The sequence below is a fragment of the Pelagibacterium mangrovi genome (genome assembly GCF_036662815.1).
GTDB lineage: Bacteria > Pseudomonadota > Alphaproteobacteria > Rhizobiales > Devosiaceae > Pelagibacterium > Pelagibacterium mangrovi.
Genome location: NZ_JBAFXA010000004.1, coordinates 48,622 through 66,438 on the forward strand (window position 1 = coordinate 48,622; position 17,817 = coordinate 66,438).

Sequence of the window (17,817 nt, forward strand, 5' to 3'; positions counted from 1 at the left end):
ATCGTTACCGCGTCATCTCGATAATACCCGGCTCGAGGTCATAAGTCCCGGCCAGCGTCAATTCGATCTCGATCGGCGTATCGAAGGAATCATTGACGAAATACCAGCCGTGGATGCCCTCGAGCGGCGCACGCACGAAACCGTGGGACTCGGTGCCCATCTCGTCGCGATAGAGCATGGCGTCGCCATAGGTCCCATCGGGATTGAGTGGGTGCCCGTGCATCTCGTAATAGATCTCCTCCGACGCGGTCCAGGAATAGAGCAGCACGTCGCCCTCTTCCATCGAGACCTTATACTCCATCTGGCCGTAATTTTCGACCAGCCCGTTGACCGTGATGGTAACGGTATCGGTGCGCCAGGGCGTTTCGAAATCGGTGGTGATGTCCTCGCTCGCCCGCCCCAGCGCGTAGGGAGCGAAATCGGTTTCCATCGGGCCGCCCTCCTGCACCTGGGATAAAGCAGGAAAGGCGGCGAGGCCGATCAGCCCCGCCGCCGCAAGCGCGGCAAACAAAGGCCCGCGCGCCGAAATCGTCTTGTATTTCATGGTTTTCCTCCGATTTATCCCACGGCAGTCTGGACCAGCGATATGGCGCCGAAAAGATTGTCCAGATCAAGATCGCTCGGCGGCGGCGCCGAGAAGTTGAAGCCCTTGCTGTAGCCGATCCAGCGGCCCAGGATGATGATCAGCACCCAGAGCGAGATCGAGGCGAACCCGGCAAACCGCGCCGCCGGCGGCGTGCGCCGTTCATTGTCCCAATGGGCCATGTTGCGCGCGGTGATCATCTCGAACACCACCATGTTCAACCCGGCAAACACCAGCGCCACCATTTTGAGCTGGAACTGGAGGTTGACGTAGAAGGTGGTCGCATTGGCCGCGAACATCAAAAGTCCGGTGACGGCCGCGAGCGCGAACCCCACCCAGGTCCATTTGAGCAGATCCTGCGCCACCCGGCTGACCGGGCGGGTGACCGATTGCAGCCCGATCAGCCGCATGTCCACCATGAAGATCGTCCCGAACACCAGCGACAGGCCCACGACGTGGAAGACGTTGATGATCGGCAGCGCGTTGATCGTCTCGCGCACGAAAGTGCCAATGCCGGAATTTTCGATGGCGGCGAAAAAGCTGTAAAAGTCCATTGTCTTTCCTTCTCACCTAAGCCTGCGACGACAGGCTGCCCCAGATTTCGGCATCCCAGGCGATCAGGCGGCCCATCGCGATGATCCCCAGCCAGATGAAGAAGGAGATCACGGCAAAAAACTTGGTGACCGGCTCGACCGTTTCGGTCTCGGCCCATTTCACCTCATTGTTGCGGACGTGAATCTGGAACGCGGCGGCGATGATCAGGCCGACGGCCAGAAGGCTCATCTTGACCCAGAACGAAAAGCTCAAAAGTTCGCGGGCCGGCTCGCCCACGATCAAAAGCAGCCCGGTGGTCGCGAGCACGACGATGCATCCCCAGATCCAGGGGGCAAAGCGCCGCGTCACGGTCACCAGCGACTGGTCCTTGGCGATAAATCCCAAAATGCGCAGATCCACCATCAGCAGCGCCCCGATCAGCACGCCGAAGGTCAAGATGTGAATCGATTGAATGACCGGGATCATCCAGAGGCTGGAGGCAATCGTCTGACTAAAATCCGTGCCCGCCAGCCAGGCTGCAAATTCACGCATGGCTGTAAATCCTTGATCTCTTTGTTTTTATCGCGTTGCGGTTTGCCGTTTCGCCCGGTTTGGGCCAGCCCAATCCGTCAGTCGCCGCCGCGGCATGTCCCAAAAGCCGCGGCGTGCCGTTCCGGCATCAACCCTCTTCGTCGGGGTTGTATTCCTCTTCGAGGACACCCTCGACCGGGATTTCGCCATCGCCATGCGCTGTGGATTCAGGCAGGTCCCAGCAATGTTCGCCCGCCGCCGGAGGCGTGTTTTCAGGGCATTTGTAAAGCGCGGACTCCCCACGGTCGCCGCCCGGCTGGCCGTTGCGCAGCGGATGCAGGCCCACCGAGAAGATCGTGCCCGGAGCAAAGCCGTTGACCGAAATGCCGTCCTGGGCCGCCTGCGCCGCCCCACTCATTTCCACCGCCCATATCTGGGGCTCGCCATTGTCGTTGCGGAGCACCGCCTGGCGCGCCTCGTCGAGCGGGGCAAAAAAGATCTGCAGATGGTTCGCGTCCGGATTGATCCGCGTCACGACGCCGGTAAACACCTTGACCTGCCTGCCGTCGAACATCGCGAACGAGTGGTGCGCAAGGCTCGGCACCATGCTCGCGGCCAGAATGCCGACCATTGCAGTCCCGCCAATCAAGGCCTTTTTGATATTCATCATTTTCCTCTCTCCTTTGAGCCCGCCCGCGCCTGTGGGCGGAGAACCGGGACGCCGAGGCCCCGGTTCGCGCTGTTCATGTCGGCTTAGAACCCGAACAGGCCCTGGCCTTCAGGACGTTCCATGTCCTGCTCGAAATACTGCTCCTGAATCGCGGCCCAGGGGCGTCCGAAGCGATCGGGAACCGTGTATTCGAAAGTGGCGCCCGGCGAGACCGGCTGCGCGCGCCCGTCGATCGGGAAGATCGTCTGGTTGCACTCGATGAAGATATACGGATCGACTTCATCGAACTGATCGAGTTGCTGATACCACTGGATCTGACGCGTCGGCACCACCGTCGCTTCAGGATCGTAGAAGATCGCCTCGTGGTGCAGGCCCGTGAAGTCCTCGGTCTCCATCGGCGTGAAGATTTCGATGATCTGGAGCTGGTTGGAATGCTCGTAAGCATTGTGCGTTGCCCAGCCCTGGATGTTGGACGTCCAGGTGATCAGCGCATCGCCATCCCAGAACCCGACCGACTCGCCGTACCAGCGCGGCACGTCCTGGCCCAGACGCGGCACCGCGCCTTCCATGTTGAACTCACGGCCGATATTGTACTGCAGCAGGAAGTTGTCGGCGGTACCCATCAGCCACTGCACGAGGTTCTCGGTGACCATGAGCTGGTGCGGCTGCTGTACCGAATACTGGTGCCACCGGCGCATCATGCCTTCCGGCCAGCAATACTGGCTCGGCCACTGCGCGGCGTTGGTATTGCCCTGGTGATAGGCTTCCTGAACCACGCGGGTCTGGTATTGCTCGGTCAGCACCGAAAGCATGGTCGGAATCTGGGTGATCCGGCCCCACCACCAGTTTTCATAACCCCATTCCTGGTTCGGCCCGGTGCCGCCCAGGCGCTGATAGCGGCCGCTCCAATTGGGCGGCGGGTTGTCATAGTCGTAGTCGGTCGGCCCGCCATTGGCTTCGGCCTCGGCCATCAGAGTCTCGTAATGGTCCTGAGCCGTCTCGAATTGATAAGGGCTCACGATACCTTCGCGCGGATAACCGCGATCGCAGAAACCCCAGGAGGTGGTCAGCGGCGGGTTGTCGCCATTGGCCGTGTTGCCGCCATAGGCACCCCACATCGATTCATTGGCCAGCGGCGAGTTACAGCGGAAGTAACGCGGATCGCTCCAAAGCTCTGCATCGATGTAGAAATCGTCCGACGTGTAGAGATCGCGTTCCAGCGCCTCGATGCCCTCGGGGGCGTCGCCGTCGCTGGCGGCCACGTTATCGCCGGATGCGCCGACCTGCTGGTATTCGCGCGCATCGACATAAGCCCAGCCCCGGCCGGCGCTGTCGCCTTCATAGGGATCGTAAAAGGTCAGATCGGGGTTGGCCTCGATCATTTCCGCTTCGCTGGCCCACTGGGCCATGGCCGGGCCGGCCGCCAATGCCAGCGCGATCGCCGATGCGGCTGTCGCAAAGCCAATTCTGGTAATCGTCATATCGTCCTCCCACGGATGTCCCAACACCGGCGGCTCCACCTCGGACACACGGTTTGGGATGCACGCTCGCAAGCGTCCGAGCCGATCATGTCCAAGCCCCCCGATGCTGACCTGCATGTTAGCGATCCGAGTTCTGCACAAAACATGCAAAGCGCCGGCCACCCCCTCATATACTTAAGTATTACAACAACTTGACCGCCCCGGCATCGTCCCGGCGCGGATAATATAAGGAAATTGCCTGCTTTGTGCAGGCCAACGCCCGCCGCGCGTTGTTGACTGGAAGGGCTAACCCAGTTCCATCCGGGAGACCCCAGGAAATGACGACGACATCCAAGCTCTTCGGCGCCGCCCTGGCCGCCGCCTTCGCCCTTGCCACCGCCCCCGCCTTCGCACAGGAAGCGCTCGAGGTTTCCTTCACCGACGCCGAGTGGACCGGCGATACCGTCCCCGAGGGCCAGCATTGCAGCCTGCAGGGCGGCTCGGGCGCCACCCCCGCGCTCACCATCTCGGGCGTGCCCGAAGGCACGACCGAAATCCACGTCGCCTATTCGGATGAAACCTATCAGCCCATGAACGATGGCGGCCATGGCACCGTCGGGTTCACCGTCACCCCCACCGACGGCACCGTTTCGCTCCCAAGCGTTCCGGGTGAAACCGACGAATTGCCCGAACCCGCCTTCGTCGCCGCCCCCAACGCCACCGAGGGCGATTTCCTCGCCGAAGGCTACATGCCCCCCTGCTCGGGCGGCAACGGCAACACCTATTCCGCCGATATCACCGCCCTCGACGACCAGGGCACCGTGATGGCCACCGGCGAAATCACGCTCGGCACCTACTAAGTTTATTTGCCTTGGAAAGCGCCGGAGCCTCCCGCTCCGACGCTTTCGCTCCGGATCGGAAGCGACAATGACCAGACCGCACTCAAAATCAAAGCTCTGCGCGGCACTCCTTGCCAGCCTTTGCGCTCTCGCGCCGGCAACGCCTGCCCAAGCCCATCACGCTTTAGGCGGCAACCTGCCGATCACCTTCGAAACCGGATTGCTCTCCGGCCTCGCCCACCCGATCATCAATTTCGACCATTTCGCCTTCATCGCGGCGGTCGGCGTTTTTGCCGCCGTAACGCAGGCTTCAAAACTCCTGCCATTGTGGTTCGTGCTCGGCACCGTTGCCGGGTGCCTTCTGGCGGTCGGCGGCTTCACCATTCCGCTCAATGTCTGGCTGGTGCACGCCGCGCTGGTTGCGCTGGGCCTGGCTCTGGCCTTGGGCAAACAGCGCATGCCCGTCCTCGATACCGCCGCCTTTTCCATCGCCGGGGTGCTGCACGGCAGCGTCTATGCCGAAGCGATCATCGGCACCGTTTCGTCCTCGCTCGGCGGTTATCTTCTGGGCTTTGCCATCATCCAGACACTGGTTGCCAGCGGCGCGATGTTTGCCGCCTATGCGCTCTGGTGCGGCGACAGGCTCTATGCCAACGCCCGCGTCATCGGCGGCGTTGTCGCGGGTGTGGGGCTCACCGTACTGGTCCAGACCGGCGTCTCGGCCCTCTTCCCCTCCCTGGTCTAGAGCCGGAGGAAAAAGTCTTGCGACTATCGACACAAACAAATTTCGCGGTCCGCACCCTCGTCTATTGCGCGGCCAGCGATAGCGAACTCCACAGGGTCGGCGACATCGCCAAGGCGTTCGGCATTTCGGATATGTTCCTGTTCAAGATCATCGTGCCGCTCACCCGCAACCAGTTGCTCGAAACCGTGCGCGGACGCCGTGGCGGCGTGCGGCTCGCCCGCCCCGCAAGCACGATCAACCTGCTCGACGTCATCACGTTGACCGAGGACAATTTTACGCTCTCGGACAGTTTCACTGGCAACCGCGAGGACCGCAGCGCCTACACCAGCGCTCTGGATCGCGCCTTGCAGGCATTCCAGGCCGTGCTCGCCGAATATACCATCGCCGACCTCGCCGCCAACCCCGACCTCGAGGCCACGCTCAACATCATCCCCCTGCATCGGGGGAAACAGGGGGTGCGCAAAGCTTAGCGTTTCAGCGCACTACCTTGCCCCACTCACATTGTCATTCCGGGAGTGAGAAGCGGTTCGGCGGAGCCGAAGTCGAAGCTCCGGTGGAGCTTTGACAGCGCACGAACGCCCTGAGAGCTAAGCTCGAAGGGCCTCCCGGAATCCAGCAGCAGCATCAACCCAGGACCCCGAGCACAGATCAGCCCGCCGCCGCCACAACCCGGCGGCGGCGGGCCTACCCATCACTCCGGAACGTATTCCTCGTCCAGTTCCCCGGCCACGGGAATTTCCCCATCGCCATGCGCAGTGGCCTCGGAGATATCCCAGCAATGCCCGCCCGCCGCCGGAGGCGTGTTCGCAGGACATTTGTAAAGCGCCGATTCCCCACGGTCCCCGCCCGGCTGCCCATTGCGCAGCGGATGCAGTCCCACCGAAAAGATCGTGCCGGGCGCAAAGCCGTTGACCGAAATGCCGTCCTGGGCCGCCTGCGCCGCCCCGCTCATCTCGACGGCCCAGATCTGGGGCTCGCCATTGTCGTTGCGCACCACCGCCTGCCGCGCGTCATCGAGCGGCGCGAAGAAAATCTGCAAATGGTTGGCGTCGGGGTTGATCCGCGTCACGACCCCCGTGAACACCTGCACCTGGCTGCCGTCGAACATCGCGAACGAGTGGTGCGCAAGGCCCGGCACGACACCGCCCGCCAGAATGCCAACCGCCACGGCCCCGCCAATCAGGGCCTTTTTCGTGTTTCTCATTTCCCTCTCTCCTTTGAACCCATTCCCTCTCCCAAAGGAACGGGCGACACGGCCGCTCCGAAAGCCGGAACGGAACCATTCGATGCCGGCAAAGCCGGAGTCCTGACTTTCACTGCGCCGCCTCGGTCGTCCGCCGAACGTTCGCCGCAAGGCCGGGCCAACCCTTGCCCTCGGCCACGCTCTTGCGGATCGCCTCGCCGTCGGCATCCAGCCGCGGCGCGGGGCGCACGTTGAGGAACGGCTTGCCGTCCACGGTCACCGCAGGCCGCACCGCCCGGTCGGCAGCGTCCTCACCGGTCTTTTCCATAGGCACGATGAGGTTGAGGTGATCGACCTGCGGGTCTTCCACCACCTCCGCCACCTCATTCACCGCCGCAAACGGCACGTCGAATTTTTCCATGATCATGGCCCATTCGGCCCGGTCCCGCCGCGCGGTGATGGCATTGAGCTCCTCCCCCAGCGCCTCGTAATTGTCGATGCGCGCCAAACGCGTGGCAAAGCGCGGGTCCTCGCGCAGATGAGCCGCGTCGAAAGCTTCGGTCAGCTCGTCCCAGAATTTCTCCGGGCTCGACAGATGGATCGCCACCAGCTTGTCGTCGCGCGTCTTGAGAATATGGGCCTGCGCCAGTCTTGGACGATCCATACCCACCGGCGCCTGACCCAGCGCGAACAGCGCCGTAAACGGCTCGATGGCGAAATGGGTCATCGCCTCAAGCATCGAAACCTCCACCAGCCGCCCCTTGCCGTCGCTCCCCCGGCTCACCAGCGCGCCCAGCGCGCCATAAGCGGCATAAATGCCGGTGATGGAATCCGCCAGCGCCGGCCCCAGAAACCGCGGATGCTCGCGGTCGGTCACGATGCCCAGGAACCCGCTCAGCGCCTGCGCCACGGAATCATAGCTGGGCCGATCGCGATAAGGCCCGTCCTTGCCAAATCCCGAAATCGAGCAATAGACCAGCCGGGGATTGATCTTCGACAGCCGCTCATACCCCGCCCCCATCCGCTCGGCCGCGCCGGGGCGGAAGTTCTGGATAAAGACATCCGCCTCGGCCACCAACCCGTCGAAAATTTTCTTGTCGTCGTCCGATTTGAGGTTCAGCGCCACAGACCGCTTGTTGCGGTTATAGGCCTGGAAGTGCGGCGAATAATGCCCTTCCTGATAGGTGCGATACGGGTCGCCATCCCCCGGCGATTCCACCTTGATGACGTCGGCCCCAAGATCGGCGAGCATCATGCCCGCGCACGGGCCTGTAATGAACGTGCCCTGTTCGAGGACCTTGATGTTCTTGAGCGGCAGGTTCATGGTCCCTACTCCCCGCTCGTTTGCGACACGAAGCCCTCGGGCACCTCGCCGGAATAGGAAATGACCTCCGACCCCGCCTCCGTCAGCGCAAACCCGATGGGATTTTCGCGCTCTTCGAGAATATGGGCGATCAGGCTCGCCGTCCGCGCCAGGATCGGCACGCCCTTCATGCCCAAGAGCGGATAGCCTGCATCGAGCAACAGCGAGGGAATGGCCCCCGAAACGTTGAGCACCAGATTGCGGCCGGTGATCTCGGGGATCACCTCCTCGGCCAACAGCGCCGTTTCGAAATGCTTCCCGAAAACCCCCAATTCCCGCGCCACCTCGATCAGCCGCCCGGTCCTTGGGTCATGCGCCTTGTGGTAGGGATGGCCATAGCCGGGAATGGCCTTCTTCTCGCTGCGCAAATCGGAAACCACCTTGTGGATCGCGGCGCGCCGGTCCCCGCCCGCATCTATGCATTGTTGCAAGAACGCCCCCGCCGCTTCGGCCGCCCCCAAAATCACCGAGCCGCAGCCCAGAAGCCCCGCCGCCACGGCCCCTTGCACCGCTTCGGGCGCCGCCGCATAGGTCACGCGCGCCGCCTGCACCGAAGGCACCAGCCCATGTTCGGCAATCGCCACCAGCGCGGCATCGAGCGCCCGCGTCTGCGTCTCGGTGGGCATTTCGCCAGCCACCAGAAGCCAGGTGTGCTGGGTAAACGAGATCTTGCCGATCAAATCGAAGCACAAATCCCTGCCGCGAATGACGATCTGATCCGGCGTCGCGGTCGAAATGCTGGTTTGTCGTGTCGAGTTTGGGCCGATCTTCATACTGGACCTATTGCCTTCTGGGGTCTGGGAAAAATGGAGCGGGCATCGAGATCAGCGCGCCGAACCCCGGAAAGACAAAGCCCTTCCGTTCCGCCCCCGCTGCGCCCTCGCCCACACGCCGAATGCCTAAATAACGAAACGCTCCGCTATCACAGCAATTTGCCTCCATCCTCCATTTTTTCGTTTAGCGAAGTTTTTTTCGCATAACGCATTTTGTTGAGTCCGCCCCACGATGTCAAGGCGTGCGAAGTTGACTTTTTCAGCCCCTCGCGGCTTCCCCCGCTGCTGGATCCTCGGGTCGAGCCCGAGGATGACGAGGAGAGAAACCGGCCCACCCAAGCCTTCCACAACCACCGTCATCCCGGACTTGATCCGGGATCCAGTAACCGGCAGCGCCAATATCATCCTCAACGCTCCCCCAATCATTCCACCCCCTCATCCCCTCCCACCCTTCGTCATCCTCGGGCTTGACCCGAGGATCCACGCCCCAAACTCCGAGCCCGCCGAAAACACCCCCAAAAACAAAACCGCCGCCCCACACACCCCCCGGCACGGGAATGTATGAGACGGCGAACGAGAATGCCCGAGGGGGATCGGGCATTCACATATCAGGCGATGGCTTCCATCTCCCCAGCGACGGCGATTTCCGGCGCTGTCTGGTTGTCGACGATCACCAGATCATAGCCATCGTCGACCAAACGCCATTGCCCACCCACCAGCTTGGTGGTGGAAACGTTGGCGGTTGCAAAGCCCGGCACGTCCTCGCGGCCGAACGCCACCTGCCCCACGATGGTTTCGAGGTTGGTCGCGGCGATCGCGTCGGTATTGGCGTCGAGGTCCTTGGGATCGGCGCTGCGATTGAGAACGTCCAGAGCCACCTCGAACAGGGCATGGGTGAACCCGATCGGCTGGGTCCATTGCCGGCCCGTCTGCTCGGTAAAGGCCTGGGCCAGTTCCGCCGCGCTCATCCCGTTCATCGACGAGGAATAGGGATGGCTCGGCGACCACCACACTTCGGTCGAGAGGTTATGCCCCTGCTCGCCCAGCGTCTCGACTGCGGACGGGAACAGGATGCAGCGGCCCATGGTGCAGACCGGCGGGCGATAGCCCTGCTGCAAAGACTGGGTCCAGTAGGTGGTGAAATCGGGCGGGATCATCAGGCCGGTGACGATATCGCTGTCATTCTGCTGGAACAGCGAGATCTGCGCCGAGAAATCGTCCGAAAGGTTGGCGTAACGGCCCGGATCGGTAACGTTGTAGCCCAGATTGGCAAGGAATGGCGGGAAGCCCGTATTGGGATCGGAGAAGGCGTTGCCATCCGGATCGTTCGGCCACAGCCCGCCCACATTCTGGTTCAGCCCATCGAGCTGCGCCCACATATTGGTGTAGGTCGTGAACCAGTCCTGCGAGCCGGGGAAGAAATGGAAGGTATAAAAGAACCCTTCTGGGCTTGCGGGGTTGGCCTGCCGGCCCATGAACCACGCATCCCATGGCGCCATGGTCGAAATGCACGGCATCTGTTCGAGTTCGCAGACCGTGGAAACCGGATTGGTCGTATCGGGCGTCGAGGCGGTGAGCATCAGATCTACCCCTTCGGAGACGATCAGCTCCTGGGCGACTTCGCCGGCGCGGTTGGGGTTGGACTGGCTGTCGCGGACAACCACTTCCACATTATATGTCGTGCCCCCGATGGTGAGCCCGCCGGCCACCGCTTCCTGGAACATCGCGATCATCATCTGGTCGGCTTCGGCAAAGCCGGCCAGCCCGCCCGATTGCGGCGTCACATAACCGATGCGGATGGTGGGCGCCTGGGCGCGGATGGCGGGCGCAAAAAGACTGGTCGCGGCAATCGCGGTGCCGACCCCCGCCGCGCCTTTGAGAAACCGGCGGCGATTGATGCCGCGCGGCAAAATGAGCTTGGTCATGATTGTCTCCCTTTCACTCGCCCCCCAGGCGAGCCCTCCCTTTTCATACCTGCATTAAACCGTCGCGTTCCTGCACAATCCAAGCGGACCCGCGCCGGAATGTGTCCTCCGCTCATAAAGAAAGCCCCGCCACGCATGCGGCGGGGCGTCGTGCTTATCCGGCGATTTTTTCCTTGCCGCCCTTGGCCTTCTCACCGGCGGCAGCCGGCTCGGTCTTGAGCGTGCCGTCGGGGCGGCGCGGATTGGTGATCGGGGTGAGCTCCCGCTCCAGGCGCGCCCGCAGGGGTTCGACGCGCTTGGAAAGCGCCAGACGCTCGCCCAATTGACTGGCATCCTGATCCACCAGGAAACCCGGACCCGCGCTGCACAATTCGATAATCCCGCCCGGCGTCTGGGTGTAGCAGCTATCGAACACGTGGTGGTCATAGACCGGCGTCGTCGGGACAGGCCCGGAATGCGCATAGTCGCGCCAGCCGCTCAAATCCTCGTCGGCATCGAGCGCCAGATGGTGCCACAACCCCACGCCGATTTCCTGGAACGGCCCCTGCGGTGCGGGCGCCGTGTACCAGCGCGCGCTCTTGGTATCCCCCTGCAGCTCAAAGCGCTGCATCGCGTCGTTGCGCACAAACCCCATATGCTCGGCATAAGGCTGTAACTCGTCGAGGCTGGCATAGGAGCGAATGCCCTCGATCCCAGTAACCCGATACGCCTCGGGAATGTCCTGGGCCGGAAACGCCAGCGGCTTGTCCTTGGCATCGGTCGCCATCAACTCGACCGTATGCCCCTCGAAATCCTCGAACACCAGCCGGCGCGGCTGCGTCGGGTCGAGACGGATCAGTTCGGAATAGATTTGCTCGTTGGTCAGCCGGTCCATCCAATAGTCCAGCGCCTCATGGCTGCGCACGCGCAGGATGGCGGCGGCGTGATTGCCCTTACCCGGCGTCGCCTTGGGCGCGTCGTTGAATTCGAGGAAGGTGACCACGCTCCCCCGCGTGCCGTCCGAATCCGCGTAATAGGTGTGATAGCGGAACGTCGTCTCGAAATTGAGGGTCTTCTTGATGAAGCGCAGCCCCATGATGCGGCACCAGAAGTCCACATTGGCCTGCACATCGGCGGTAATGCCAGTGATGTGGTGATTGCCGTCCAGACCCTTGGCCGGCTTGTTGGTATTGGGACGCTGAGACACTTTAATCCTCCTTCTCTTGTCCTTGATGCTGCGCCGGCCAGCGGCCCGCGCAGGATTTATCCCCGGGCGGCAACCCCTTCCACGAGTTGGCCCAGAAGCTCCATCTCCCGATCCCGGACCACATGGTCCCCATCGGAAAATATGTGCAGTCGAACATCGGCCCCCGCCGCCTCAAGCAGCGCCCCGGTGGCTCTCAGATCGCCCACCGGCAGCCACGGATCGCCCTCGCCGCCCGAAAGCACGACCGGCAGCCCCCTCAGATCGACACCCGTCCCCCGGCGCGCGACATCCAGCGCGCTGCCGGTAAAAATCGCCACCGCTTCCGGCCGCCGCCTTCCGCCCAGCAGATATTCCGCCACCATGCATCCGCCCTGCGAAAACCCGGCGAGAACGACGTTCGAAATCCCATTCTCCGCCGCCCGCGCAAAAGCCGCATCGATCAGCTCCAGCCCCGCCTCCACGGCCCCAGCGTTCTCCGCATACGGCGCATCGTATCGCCCGCCATACCAGCTCCTGTCCGACGCATACGGCGCCACGATCCGCGTTACCCGCGAGATCGGCTGCGGCAGAAACCCAATTGCCAGCTCGTCGCTCTCCCGGTCCCGCCCATGCACGACGATCAGCACCCGGTCGCTCGCCGCCCACGCCGCGCCGTACTCGGCCAACCCATAGGCTGAAATCGCGCTCTCCCGCGCCGGAACATCCCCCCTTGCGGAGTTCGGCCTGTCCATCGATAGAATCCCTCCCGGTACCGCTTCGCTTTGGCTATTGATTTTTTCGCTTAGCGAAGCTATATCCGTACAGCGAATATTTTAGGGAAAGGGAGCACCATGTCAAGCGTTCTGGATGGCAAAGTCATCGACGAGAAGGAATTCAACTCGGCCATCGCCCGTGGCTTTGCCGTTCTGGAGTCGTTCGACAGCGAAAATGTCGAGATGACGCTATCGCAGGTCGCCGCCCGCACCGGCCTCTCTCCGGCCACCGCCCGCCGCTGCCTCTACACCCTCTCCATCCTGGGCTATGTGCGCCAGCACGGCCGCAAATTCACCCTCGGCGCGCGTGTTCTGACTCTGAGCTCGTCCTACATGCGCTCCAGCCAGATCGACGAATTCCTGCTCCCCGAACTGCGTCAGCTCGTCGAAATGTTCGGCGACGCGTCCTCGGTGGCGATTCTCGATGAAAACATGGTGCTCTATCTCGCCCACACCTCGCGCCAAAGCGCCGTCCGCCCCATCGCGGCGATCGGCGCGCGCTATCCCGCTCACGCCACATCGCTGGGCAAGGTGCTTCTGGCCTATGCCGATTCGACCACCCAGAACCGCTTCCTCGCCACCGCCCCCTTCAAACCGATGACCGACCGCACGGTCACCGACCAGACCGAAATGCTCCAGGTCCTCAAGGAAGCCAAGCGCCTGGGCTATGCCGTGGGCATCGACGAGCTCGATTACGGCATCGCCTCCCTCGCCGTCCCGGTATTCGACGGCGAAGGCCGCGCCGTTGCCGCCATCAACACCTCCGGCTACAGCGGCCGCCTCTCGGCCGAAGCCCTGATCGAGGAACGCCTGAGCCTCCTCCTGCAAGCCTCCCGCAACATCACCGCCAAGCTCTCCCAATACCCCGTCCTCGTCAAAACCGCCCTTACCCCGGCGGGCCGCTAGGCAAGATCATCCGCCCCGGAAAAACGGGACCAACCCCCAGCGCCACCCCATCCCCACCTGTCACCCCGGGCTCGTCCCGGGGCAAGGTATGCTCACCCTCCTCGCCCTTCCCCAAACGCCCGCCCCATCACCATCCTCCTCTCAGACCCTGCCTCCCCAAGAGACACTTGACATCCCACCCCCACTCATCAAATCTTCGCATAACGAATTATTTTTCGCCTAGCGGAGAAATTGCATGACAAAAATCCTGGTATTGTACTATTCCAGCTTCGGCCACATGGAAGCGATGGCTCAGGCCGCGGCCAATGGAGCCCGCGAAACCGGCGCCGAAATCACCATCAAGCGCGTCCCTGAACTGGTGCCCGAAGAAGTAGCCCGCAAGGCCTATTACAAGCTCGAACAGGACGCCCCCTTCGCCACCCCCGCCGAGCTGGCCGATTACGACGGCTTCATCTTCGGCATCTCGACCCGCTTCGGCATGATGGCGTCCCAGATGAAGAATTTCCTCGACCAGACCGGCCCGCTCTGGGCCCAGGGCGCGCTCGTCAACAAGGTCGCCACGGTCATGTCCTCCACCGCCGCGCAACATGGCGGACAGGAACAGGCGATCCTGAGCACCCAAGCCGCCTTGCAGCATCACGGCATCATCATCGTCCCGCTCGGATACGCCTATCAGGATCAGATGGGCGTCGACGTGGTCCGCGGCGGCTCGCCCTACGGCATGACCACCACCACCCTCTCGGATGGCTCGCGCTTGCCCAGCGCCCAGGAACTCGACGGCGCCACCTGGCAAGGCCGCCACCTCGCCGACATCGCCAAACGCCTCCACGGCTAGCGATCGACACCAGGCCAGACCTCCGACTCATCCTCGCCCCTTCGCCCCTTCGTCACCCTCGCGCCTTCGCCACTCCAACTCCCCTGCGTCACCCTCAATTCCTCCTCGTGCCCCACCCCCTCGTCACCCTCGGGCTTGACCCGAGGGTCCATTTCCCAGACCATCCACCACAGCTAGTTCGGCTTCCATCACCCTTGTGCCACGATCTCCCAAAGATCATCCCATTCCGGGTTCATCTCCTCGATCAGCGCGATCTTCCACGCCCGCACCCAGTGCTTCAAATTCTTCTCTCGCTGGATGGCCAGCGGCATCGTCGCGTGCACTTCGTAAAACACCAGCCGCTTCACCTTGTATTGCGTGGTGAATCCTCCGGTGATCTCCTCGCGATGCTGCCAAACCCGGCGCACGAGATCGTTCGTTACGCCTACGTAGAGCGTCCCGCGCGGTTTGCTCGCCAAAATATACACATAACCCCCAGCCATGTGCGGATGAGAGGTTCAATGGACCCTCGGGTCAAGCCCGAGGGTGACGAGGGGAAAGTTTCAGCTAAAGAGATATTCCCTCAGCCCCACCTTCACTCGCCCCACCCGTCCCACCCTTGTCCCTTCCTCCCCTTTCGTCACTTTTCATCACCCCCAACCCTTCCCCACCCCCCTCGTCACCCTCGGGCTCGACCCGAGGGTCCACGCAGCCCCGCCCATCCAACAGCCCACCTGTTCCCCACACCCCTCCCACCTTGACAACGCCCCACCTCTCCCTCAACAATATTCGCTGTACGGATATTTTTTCGTACAGCGAATATTTTGCTCTGGGAGGAGACGAATATGACTTTGAGATTGCCAGGACACCTGGCTTTCACGTCCTTGGCCGTCATCAGCCTTGCGCTGGTTCAGCCGGCCTTTGCACAGGACGAGCAGGAGAGCGTCGGCTTCGGGTGGCCGATGGCCGACCAGGAGGGCCATCAGGCCGTCGGCGCGGGAAGTGGCGGTGCTTTCGGAGGGGAAGCCATCGCCGCCCGAAATGGAGAGGTTCCCGAAGGGATCGAACCGCTCGAACGCGACATCTTCACATCCGACGATTTCTATCAGGACGCCGATCTGTGGTCCGACCAGCGCTATTTCCGCTGCAACAGCCCCATGGGGCTCGAAAGCCAATGGGGCGCCTATGGCAACGCCATCATCGGCGACAACCCGCCCGGTTCCGGCGCCTGGGGCTTTTGCGATGCGGACTATCCGCGCGAGGAGATCGTCAGCCCTTACCCATTCCCAACTGCTCAGGAGCATTACGAAGCGCTTCTGGCCGAAGCCGAAGAGGCTGGCGCCACGCTCAAGCGCCCCATGGACGATCTTCCCGCCTGGAACGGGGTCTATGACGATTCGAGCGAAAACTGGTTCTGGGGCCGCATCGTCCAGGCCGATACGATCATTTCACTTCTCACGCCCGAATATCAGCAGCGCTTCGTTCAGGAAGCCTATCACCACGCCAACACCAACGCCGCCATGTGGCCCAGCCAGTATTGCTGGCCCGAAGGCTTCCTGCGCCGCTGGCACGAGCATTCGGTACGCGACCATCAGGTGATCATGAACGAGGATATCGTCCAGATTCTCACCGGCGTAGCCGACAATTTCCTCACCCAGATCCGCATCGGCGACGAGTTCACCATCGAAGACGGCAGCGTGCCGCGTCTGGGCGAAGCCGTCCCGCGCTGGTACGGGGAAACCATCGGTTTCTGGAATGGCGATCACCTGATCACCTGGACCTCCAACATCCAGGGCTGGATGACCCATGGCGGGTTCGAACACTCCAACCAGATGCAGTCGATCGAAATCTATTCGCCCGAAACCGACGACGCCGGCAACATGATCGGCCTGCGCCACGAAGCGATCCTTTACGATCCCGAAGCGCTGGTCGAACCGATCCGCATGGTGCGCGTCCTTGAACGCCTCGGCGAATATCAGGACCGCGATCCCTACATCTTCGTTGAATGCAACCCGACCATCTATCCGGTCGAGGGTCGCGGCCAGCCCGTCTCTCCGGGTCAGGTCATCGATTATGTCGTCCCCGACTGGTTCGGCCGCCCGTGGGCGCAGATGTGGGAACGCTTCCATGAAGAGGGCATGGAACGGCCTGAAGCCGAAGCCCTGTTCGGCTTTTAATCCTTCGAAATGGCAGGCCCGGATGAACTCCGGGCCCGTCCGCAAGCCGGGGGCGTTCCGGACGCAACGGAGACGATTGATGCAGATGCATATGGCGCGGGCAGACCAGTCCCGCACATCGGTTACAGGTTTTCAGCCCATCACGAGCGGTCGTCGCGGCATGGCCGTGGAGATGCGCCGCGAAGGCCCGTTCTCGGCCTCGTTCGGCGCGGTGCCCGACCTTCTCATCATCCGCCACAGCGATGGCGAAATGGCCGCCGACGTCTATTATTCGAACCGGGTCTATACAAGCTCGTTGCCCGAGGGCGGCGTGTTGATCGTTCCGCCCAATTCGGCCTTCAGGTTGCGCTGCACCCAGCGCGGCACCAATCTCTACGCCGCGCTCGCTCTGCCCCAGGGCACCGCCGTGGCCCATTCGCGAGATCGCCGGCCAGATTTGAGCCGCCCCATGATGCTCGCGTCAGACGCGGTTTTGTCTGGACTGCTCGACATGGCCCATGACGTTCTCGACCTGCCCATGGGCGCCACCTCGGGCCTCTTGGACAGTCTCGCCGGCACCATCCTGTCCCATCTCTCCAGCGTTCACGCCGAACGCCCCGACGATCGGCAGCTCCCGCCCGCCAATCCCGACCAGACATCGAGCACCATGGTCACCCGCGCTGTCGAATACATGATCGGCAATCTGGATCGCTCGATCACCCTGCGCGACGTCGGCGGCCATGTGCGGTGCAGCGCCTCTCATCTGGGCCGCCTGTTCAAGACCCATCTTCGGGCTTCGCCCCACCGCTATCTCCTTGGCCTGCGCGTCGAGCGCGCGCAGCTTCTGCTCGCGGCGACCAGCCTGCCCATCGCCCATATCGCGCTCGAATGCGGCTTTGCCAGCCAGGAACACCTCACCCGCCACTTCCGCCGCCTCAGCGGCACCACGCCCGCCGTTTACCGGCGCGCGCAGGGCGAGGCTTAGTCCCCCGACGCATAGATGAAACGCGGCGGCGTGATCCGCGCATCCATGCTCTCGCATATGTCCTGAAGCTCGGCGATATGCCGCTCGCCCTCGGGGTGGTCGCGGAATGCGCAAAAGCTGTCCCGGTCGCGCCATTGGGAATAGTTGATCACCATCCCCCCATCCTCGGACGCATGAACGGCGCTGGAGACAAACCCCGGCTGATGACGCGTGAACGTCCCGATCATCATCTCGAGCCGTTCGAGAAAAGCATCCTGCCGCGCGGGATCGACCATCACGACCACGATGACGGTCAATAGCGATTGCTCGGTGTTGATGAACGTTTCTGCCATGCGTCTCCCTGCCTCTCCGTGAACGCCCCCGCCGCGATTTCGTTCGATGCACAATATGCGAGCGGCATTGTGCAGGAGGA

General features: G+C 62.7%; 21 protein-coding genes. 7 read left to right on the plus strand and 14 right to left on the minus strand.

The window, feature by feature from the left end:
• Positions 1 to 4: 4 nt before the first annotated feature.
• From V4T21_RS07825 to V4T21_RS07845, 5 genes are all read right to left on the minus strand, one after another.
• Positions 5 to 544 (minus strand): hypothetical protein, encoded by a 540-nt coding sequence (locus tag V4T21_RS07825; RefSeq protein ID WP_332715176.1) that lies wholly within the window; start codon positions 542 to 544, stop codon positions 5 to 7.
• Between the two features lie 14 nt (positions 545 to 558).
• Positions 559 to 1,137 (minus strand): DUF6644 family protein, encoded by a 579-nt coding sequence (locus tag V4T21_RS07830; RefSeq protein WP_332715178.1) that lies wholly within the window; start codon positions 1,135 to 1,137, stop codon positions 559 to 561.
• Between the two features lie 16 nt (positions 1,138 to 1,153).
• Positions 1,154 to 1,669, minus strand: coding sequence for a DUF6644 family protein (locus V4T21_RS07835; RefSeq protein ID WP_332715180.1), 516 nt, complete (start codon positions 1,667 to 1,669; stop codon positions 1,154 to 1,156).
• Positions 1,670 to 1,796: 127 nt separating this feature from the next.
• Positions 1,797 to 2,318, minus strand: a complete 522-nt coding sequence (locus V4T21_RS07840) for a DUF6152 family protein (RefSeq protein ID WP_332715182.1) — start codon at positions 2,316 to 2,318, stop codon at positions 1,797 to 1,799.
• A gap of 83 nt (positions 2,319 to 2,401) precedes the next feature.
• Entirely contained in the window at positions 2,402 to 3,799 is a 1,398-nt protein-coding gene (locus V4T21_RS07845; RefSeq protein ID WP_332715184.1) for a hypothetical protein, read from the minus strand.
• Positions 3,800 to 4,116: 317 nt separating this feature from the next.
• Here V4T21_RS07845 and V4T21_RS07850 point away from each other — a divergent pair, with 317 nt between their 5' ends.
• The 3 genes from V4T21_RS07850 to V4T21_RS07860 all read left to right on the plus strand — a co-directional run bounded on the left by V4T21_RS07850 (position 4,117) and on the right by V4T21_RS07860 (position 5,832).
• Positions 4,117 to 4,638, plus strand: coding sequence for a hypothetical protein (locus V4T21_RS07850; protein ID WP_332715186.1), 522 nt, complete (start codon positions 4,117 to 4,119; stop codon positions 4,636 to 4,638).
• A 67-nt stretch (positions 4,639 to 4,705) separates the two neighbouring features.
• On the plus strand, positions 4,706 to 5,362 hold the full coding sequence (locus tag V4T21_RS07855; protein WP_332715188.1) for a HupE/UreJ family protein: 657 nt from the start codon (positions 4,706 to 4,708) through the stop codon (positions 5,360 to 5,362).
• 17 nt (positions 5,363 to 5,379) lie between these two features.
• A complete protein-coding gene (locus V4T21_RS07860; protein WP_332715190.1) occupies positions 5,380 to 5,832 on the plus strand; it encodes an Rrf2 family transcriptional regulator in 453 nt (150 codons plus the stop codon).
• A gap of 221 nt (positions 5,833 to 6,053) precedes the next feature.
• On the opposite strand, the gene V4T21_RS07865 is transcribed toward V4T21_RS07860, so the two are convergent.
• The 7 genes from V4T21_RS07865 to V4T21_RS07895 all read right to left on the minus strand — a co-directional run bounded on the left by V4T21_RS07865 (position 6,054) and on the right by V4T21_RS07895 (position 12,523).
• Positions 6,054 to 6,566: a DUF6152 family protein gene (locus V4T21_RS07865; protein ID WP_332715192.1), complete on the minus strand. Its 513-nt coding sequence runs from the start codon at positions 6,564 to 6,566 to the stop codon at positions 6,054 to 6,056.
• A gap of 109 nt (positions 6,567 to 6,675) precedes the next feature.
• Entirely contained in the window at positions 6,676 to 7,869 is a 1,194-nt protein-coding gene (locus V4T21_RS07870; RefSeq protein ID WP_332715194.1) for a CaiB/BaiF CoA transferase family protein, read from the minus strand.
• A gap of 5 nt (positions 7,870 to 7,874) precedes the next feature.
• Complete coding sequence (locus tag V4T21_RS07875) at positions 7,875 to 8,681, minus strand: citryl-CoA lyase (RefSeq protein WP_332715197.1); 807 nt, start codon at positions 8,679 to 8,681, stop codon at positions 7,875 to 7,877.
• Between the two features lie 126 nt (positions 8,682 to 8,807).
• Positions 8,808 to 9,086: a hypothetical protein gene (locus V4T21_RS07880; protein WP_332715199.1), complete on the minus strand. Its 279-nt coding sequence runs from the start codon at positions 9,084 to 9,086 to the stop codon at positions 8,808 to 8,810.
• 203 nt (positions 9,087 to 9,289) lie between these two features.
• Positions 9,290 to 10,606: an ABC transporter substrate-binding protein gene (locus V4T21_RS07885; protein ID WP_332715201.1), complete on the minus strand. Its 1,317-nt coding sequence runs from the start codon at positions 10,604 to 10,606 to the stop codon at positions 9,290 to 9,292.
• 154 nt (positions 10,607 to 10,760) lie between these two features.
• Positions 10,761 to 11,792: a VOC family protein gene (locus V4T21_RS07890; RefSeq protein WP_332715203.1), complete on the minus strand. Its 1,032-nt coding sequence runs from the start codon at positions 11,790 to 11,792 to the stop codon at positions 10,761 to 10,763.
• A 56-nt stretch (positions 11,793 to 11,848) separates the two neighbouring features.
• The gene (locus tag V4T21_RS07895; RefSeq protein WP_332715205.1) at positions 11,849 to 12,523 is read right to left on the minus strand and encodes an alpha/beta hydrolase; all 675 of its coding nucleotides are present in this window, start codon (positions 12,521 to 12,523) and stop codon (positions 11,849 to 11,851) included.
• 99 nt (positions 12,524 to 12,622) lie between these two features.
• Here V4T21_RS07895 and V4T21_RS07900 point away from each other — a divergent pair, with 99 nt between their 5' ends.
• Both V4T21_RS07900 and wrbA read left to right on the plus strand, forming a co-directional pair.
• Complete coding sequence (locus V4T21_RS07900) at positions 12,623 to 13,450, plus strand: IclR family transcriptional regulator (protein ID WP_332715207.1); 828 nt, start codon at positions 12,623 to 12,625, stop codon at positions 13,448 to 13,450.
• A gap of 235 nt (positions 13,451 to 13,685) precedes the next feature.
• On the plus strand, positions 13,686 to 14,285 hold the full coding sequence (gene wrbA / locus V4T21_RS07905; protein WP_332715209.1) for an NAD(P)H:quinone oxidoreductase: 600 nt from the start codon (positions 13,686 to 13,688) through the stop codon (positions 14,283 to 14,285).
• Positions 14,286 to 14,473: 188 nt separating this feature from the next.
• On the opposite strand, the gene V4T21_RS07910 is transcribed toward wrbA, so the two are convergent.
• The gene (locus tag V4T21_RS07910; protein WP_332715211.1) at positions 14,474 to 14,767 is read right to left on the minus strand and encodes a GIY-YIG nuclease family protein; all 294 of its coding nucleotides are present in this window, start codon (positions 14,765 to 14,767) and stop codon (positions 14,474 to 14,476) included.
• A 342-nt stretch (positions 14,768 to 15,109) separates the two neighbouring features.
• Here V4T21_RS07910 and V4T21_RS07915 point away from each other — a divergent pair, with 342 nt between their 5' ends.
• Positions 15,110 to 16,441, plus strand: a complete 1,332-nt coding sequence (locus V4T21_RS07915; RefSeq protein ID WP_332715213.1) for a hypothetical protein — start codon at positions 15,110 to 15,112, stop codon at positions 16,439 to 16,441.
• A gap of 79 nt (positions 16,442 to 16,520) precedes the next feature.
• The gene (locus V4T21_RS07920; protein WP_332715215.1) at positions 16,521 to 17,405 is read left to right on the plus strand and encodes a helix-turn-helix domain-containing protein; all 885 of its coding nucleotides are present in this window, start codon (positions 16,521 to 16,523) and stop codon (positions 17,403 to 17,405) included.
• On the opposite strand, the gene V4T21_RS07925 is transcribed toward V4T21_RS07920, so the two are convergent.
• Entirely contained in the window at positions 17,402 to 17,737 is a 336-nt protein-coding gene (locus V4T21_RS07925; RefSeq protein ID WP_332715217.1) for an antibiotic biosynthesis monooxygenase family protein, read from the minus strand. The genes V4T21_RS07920 and V4T21_RS07925 overlap by 4 nt on opposite strands.
• Between the last annotated feature and the right edge of the window lie 80 nt (positions 17,738 to 17,817).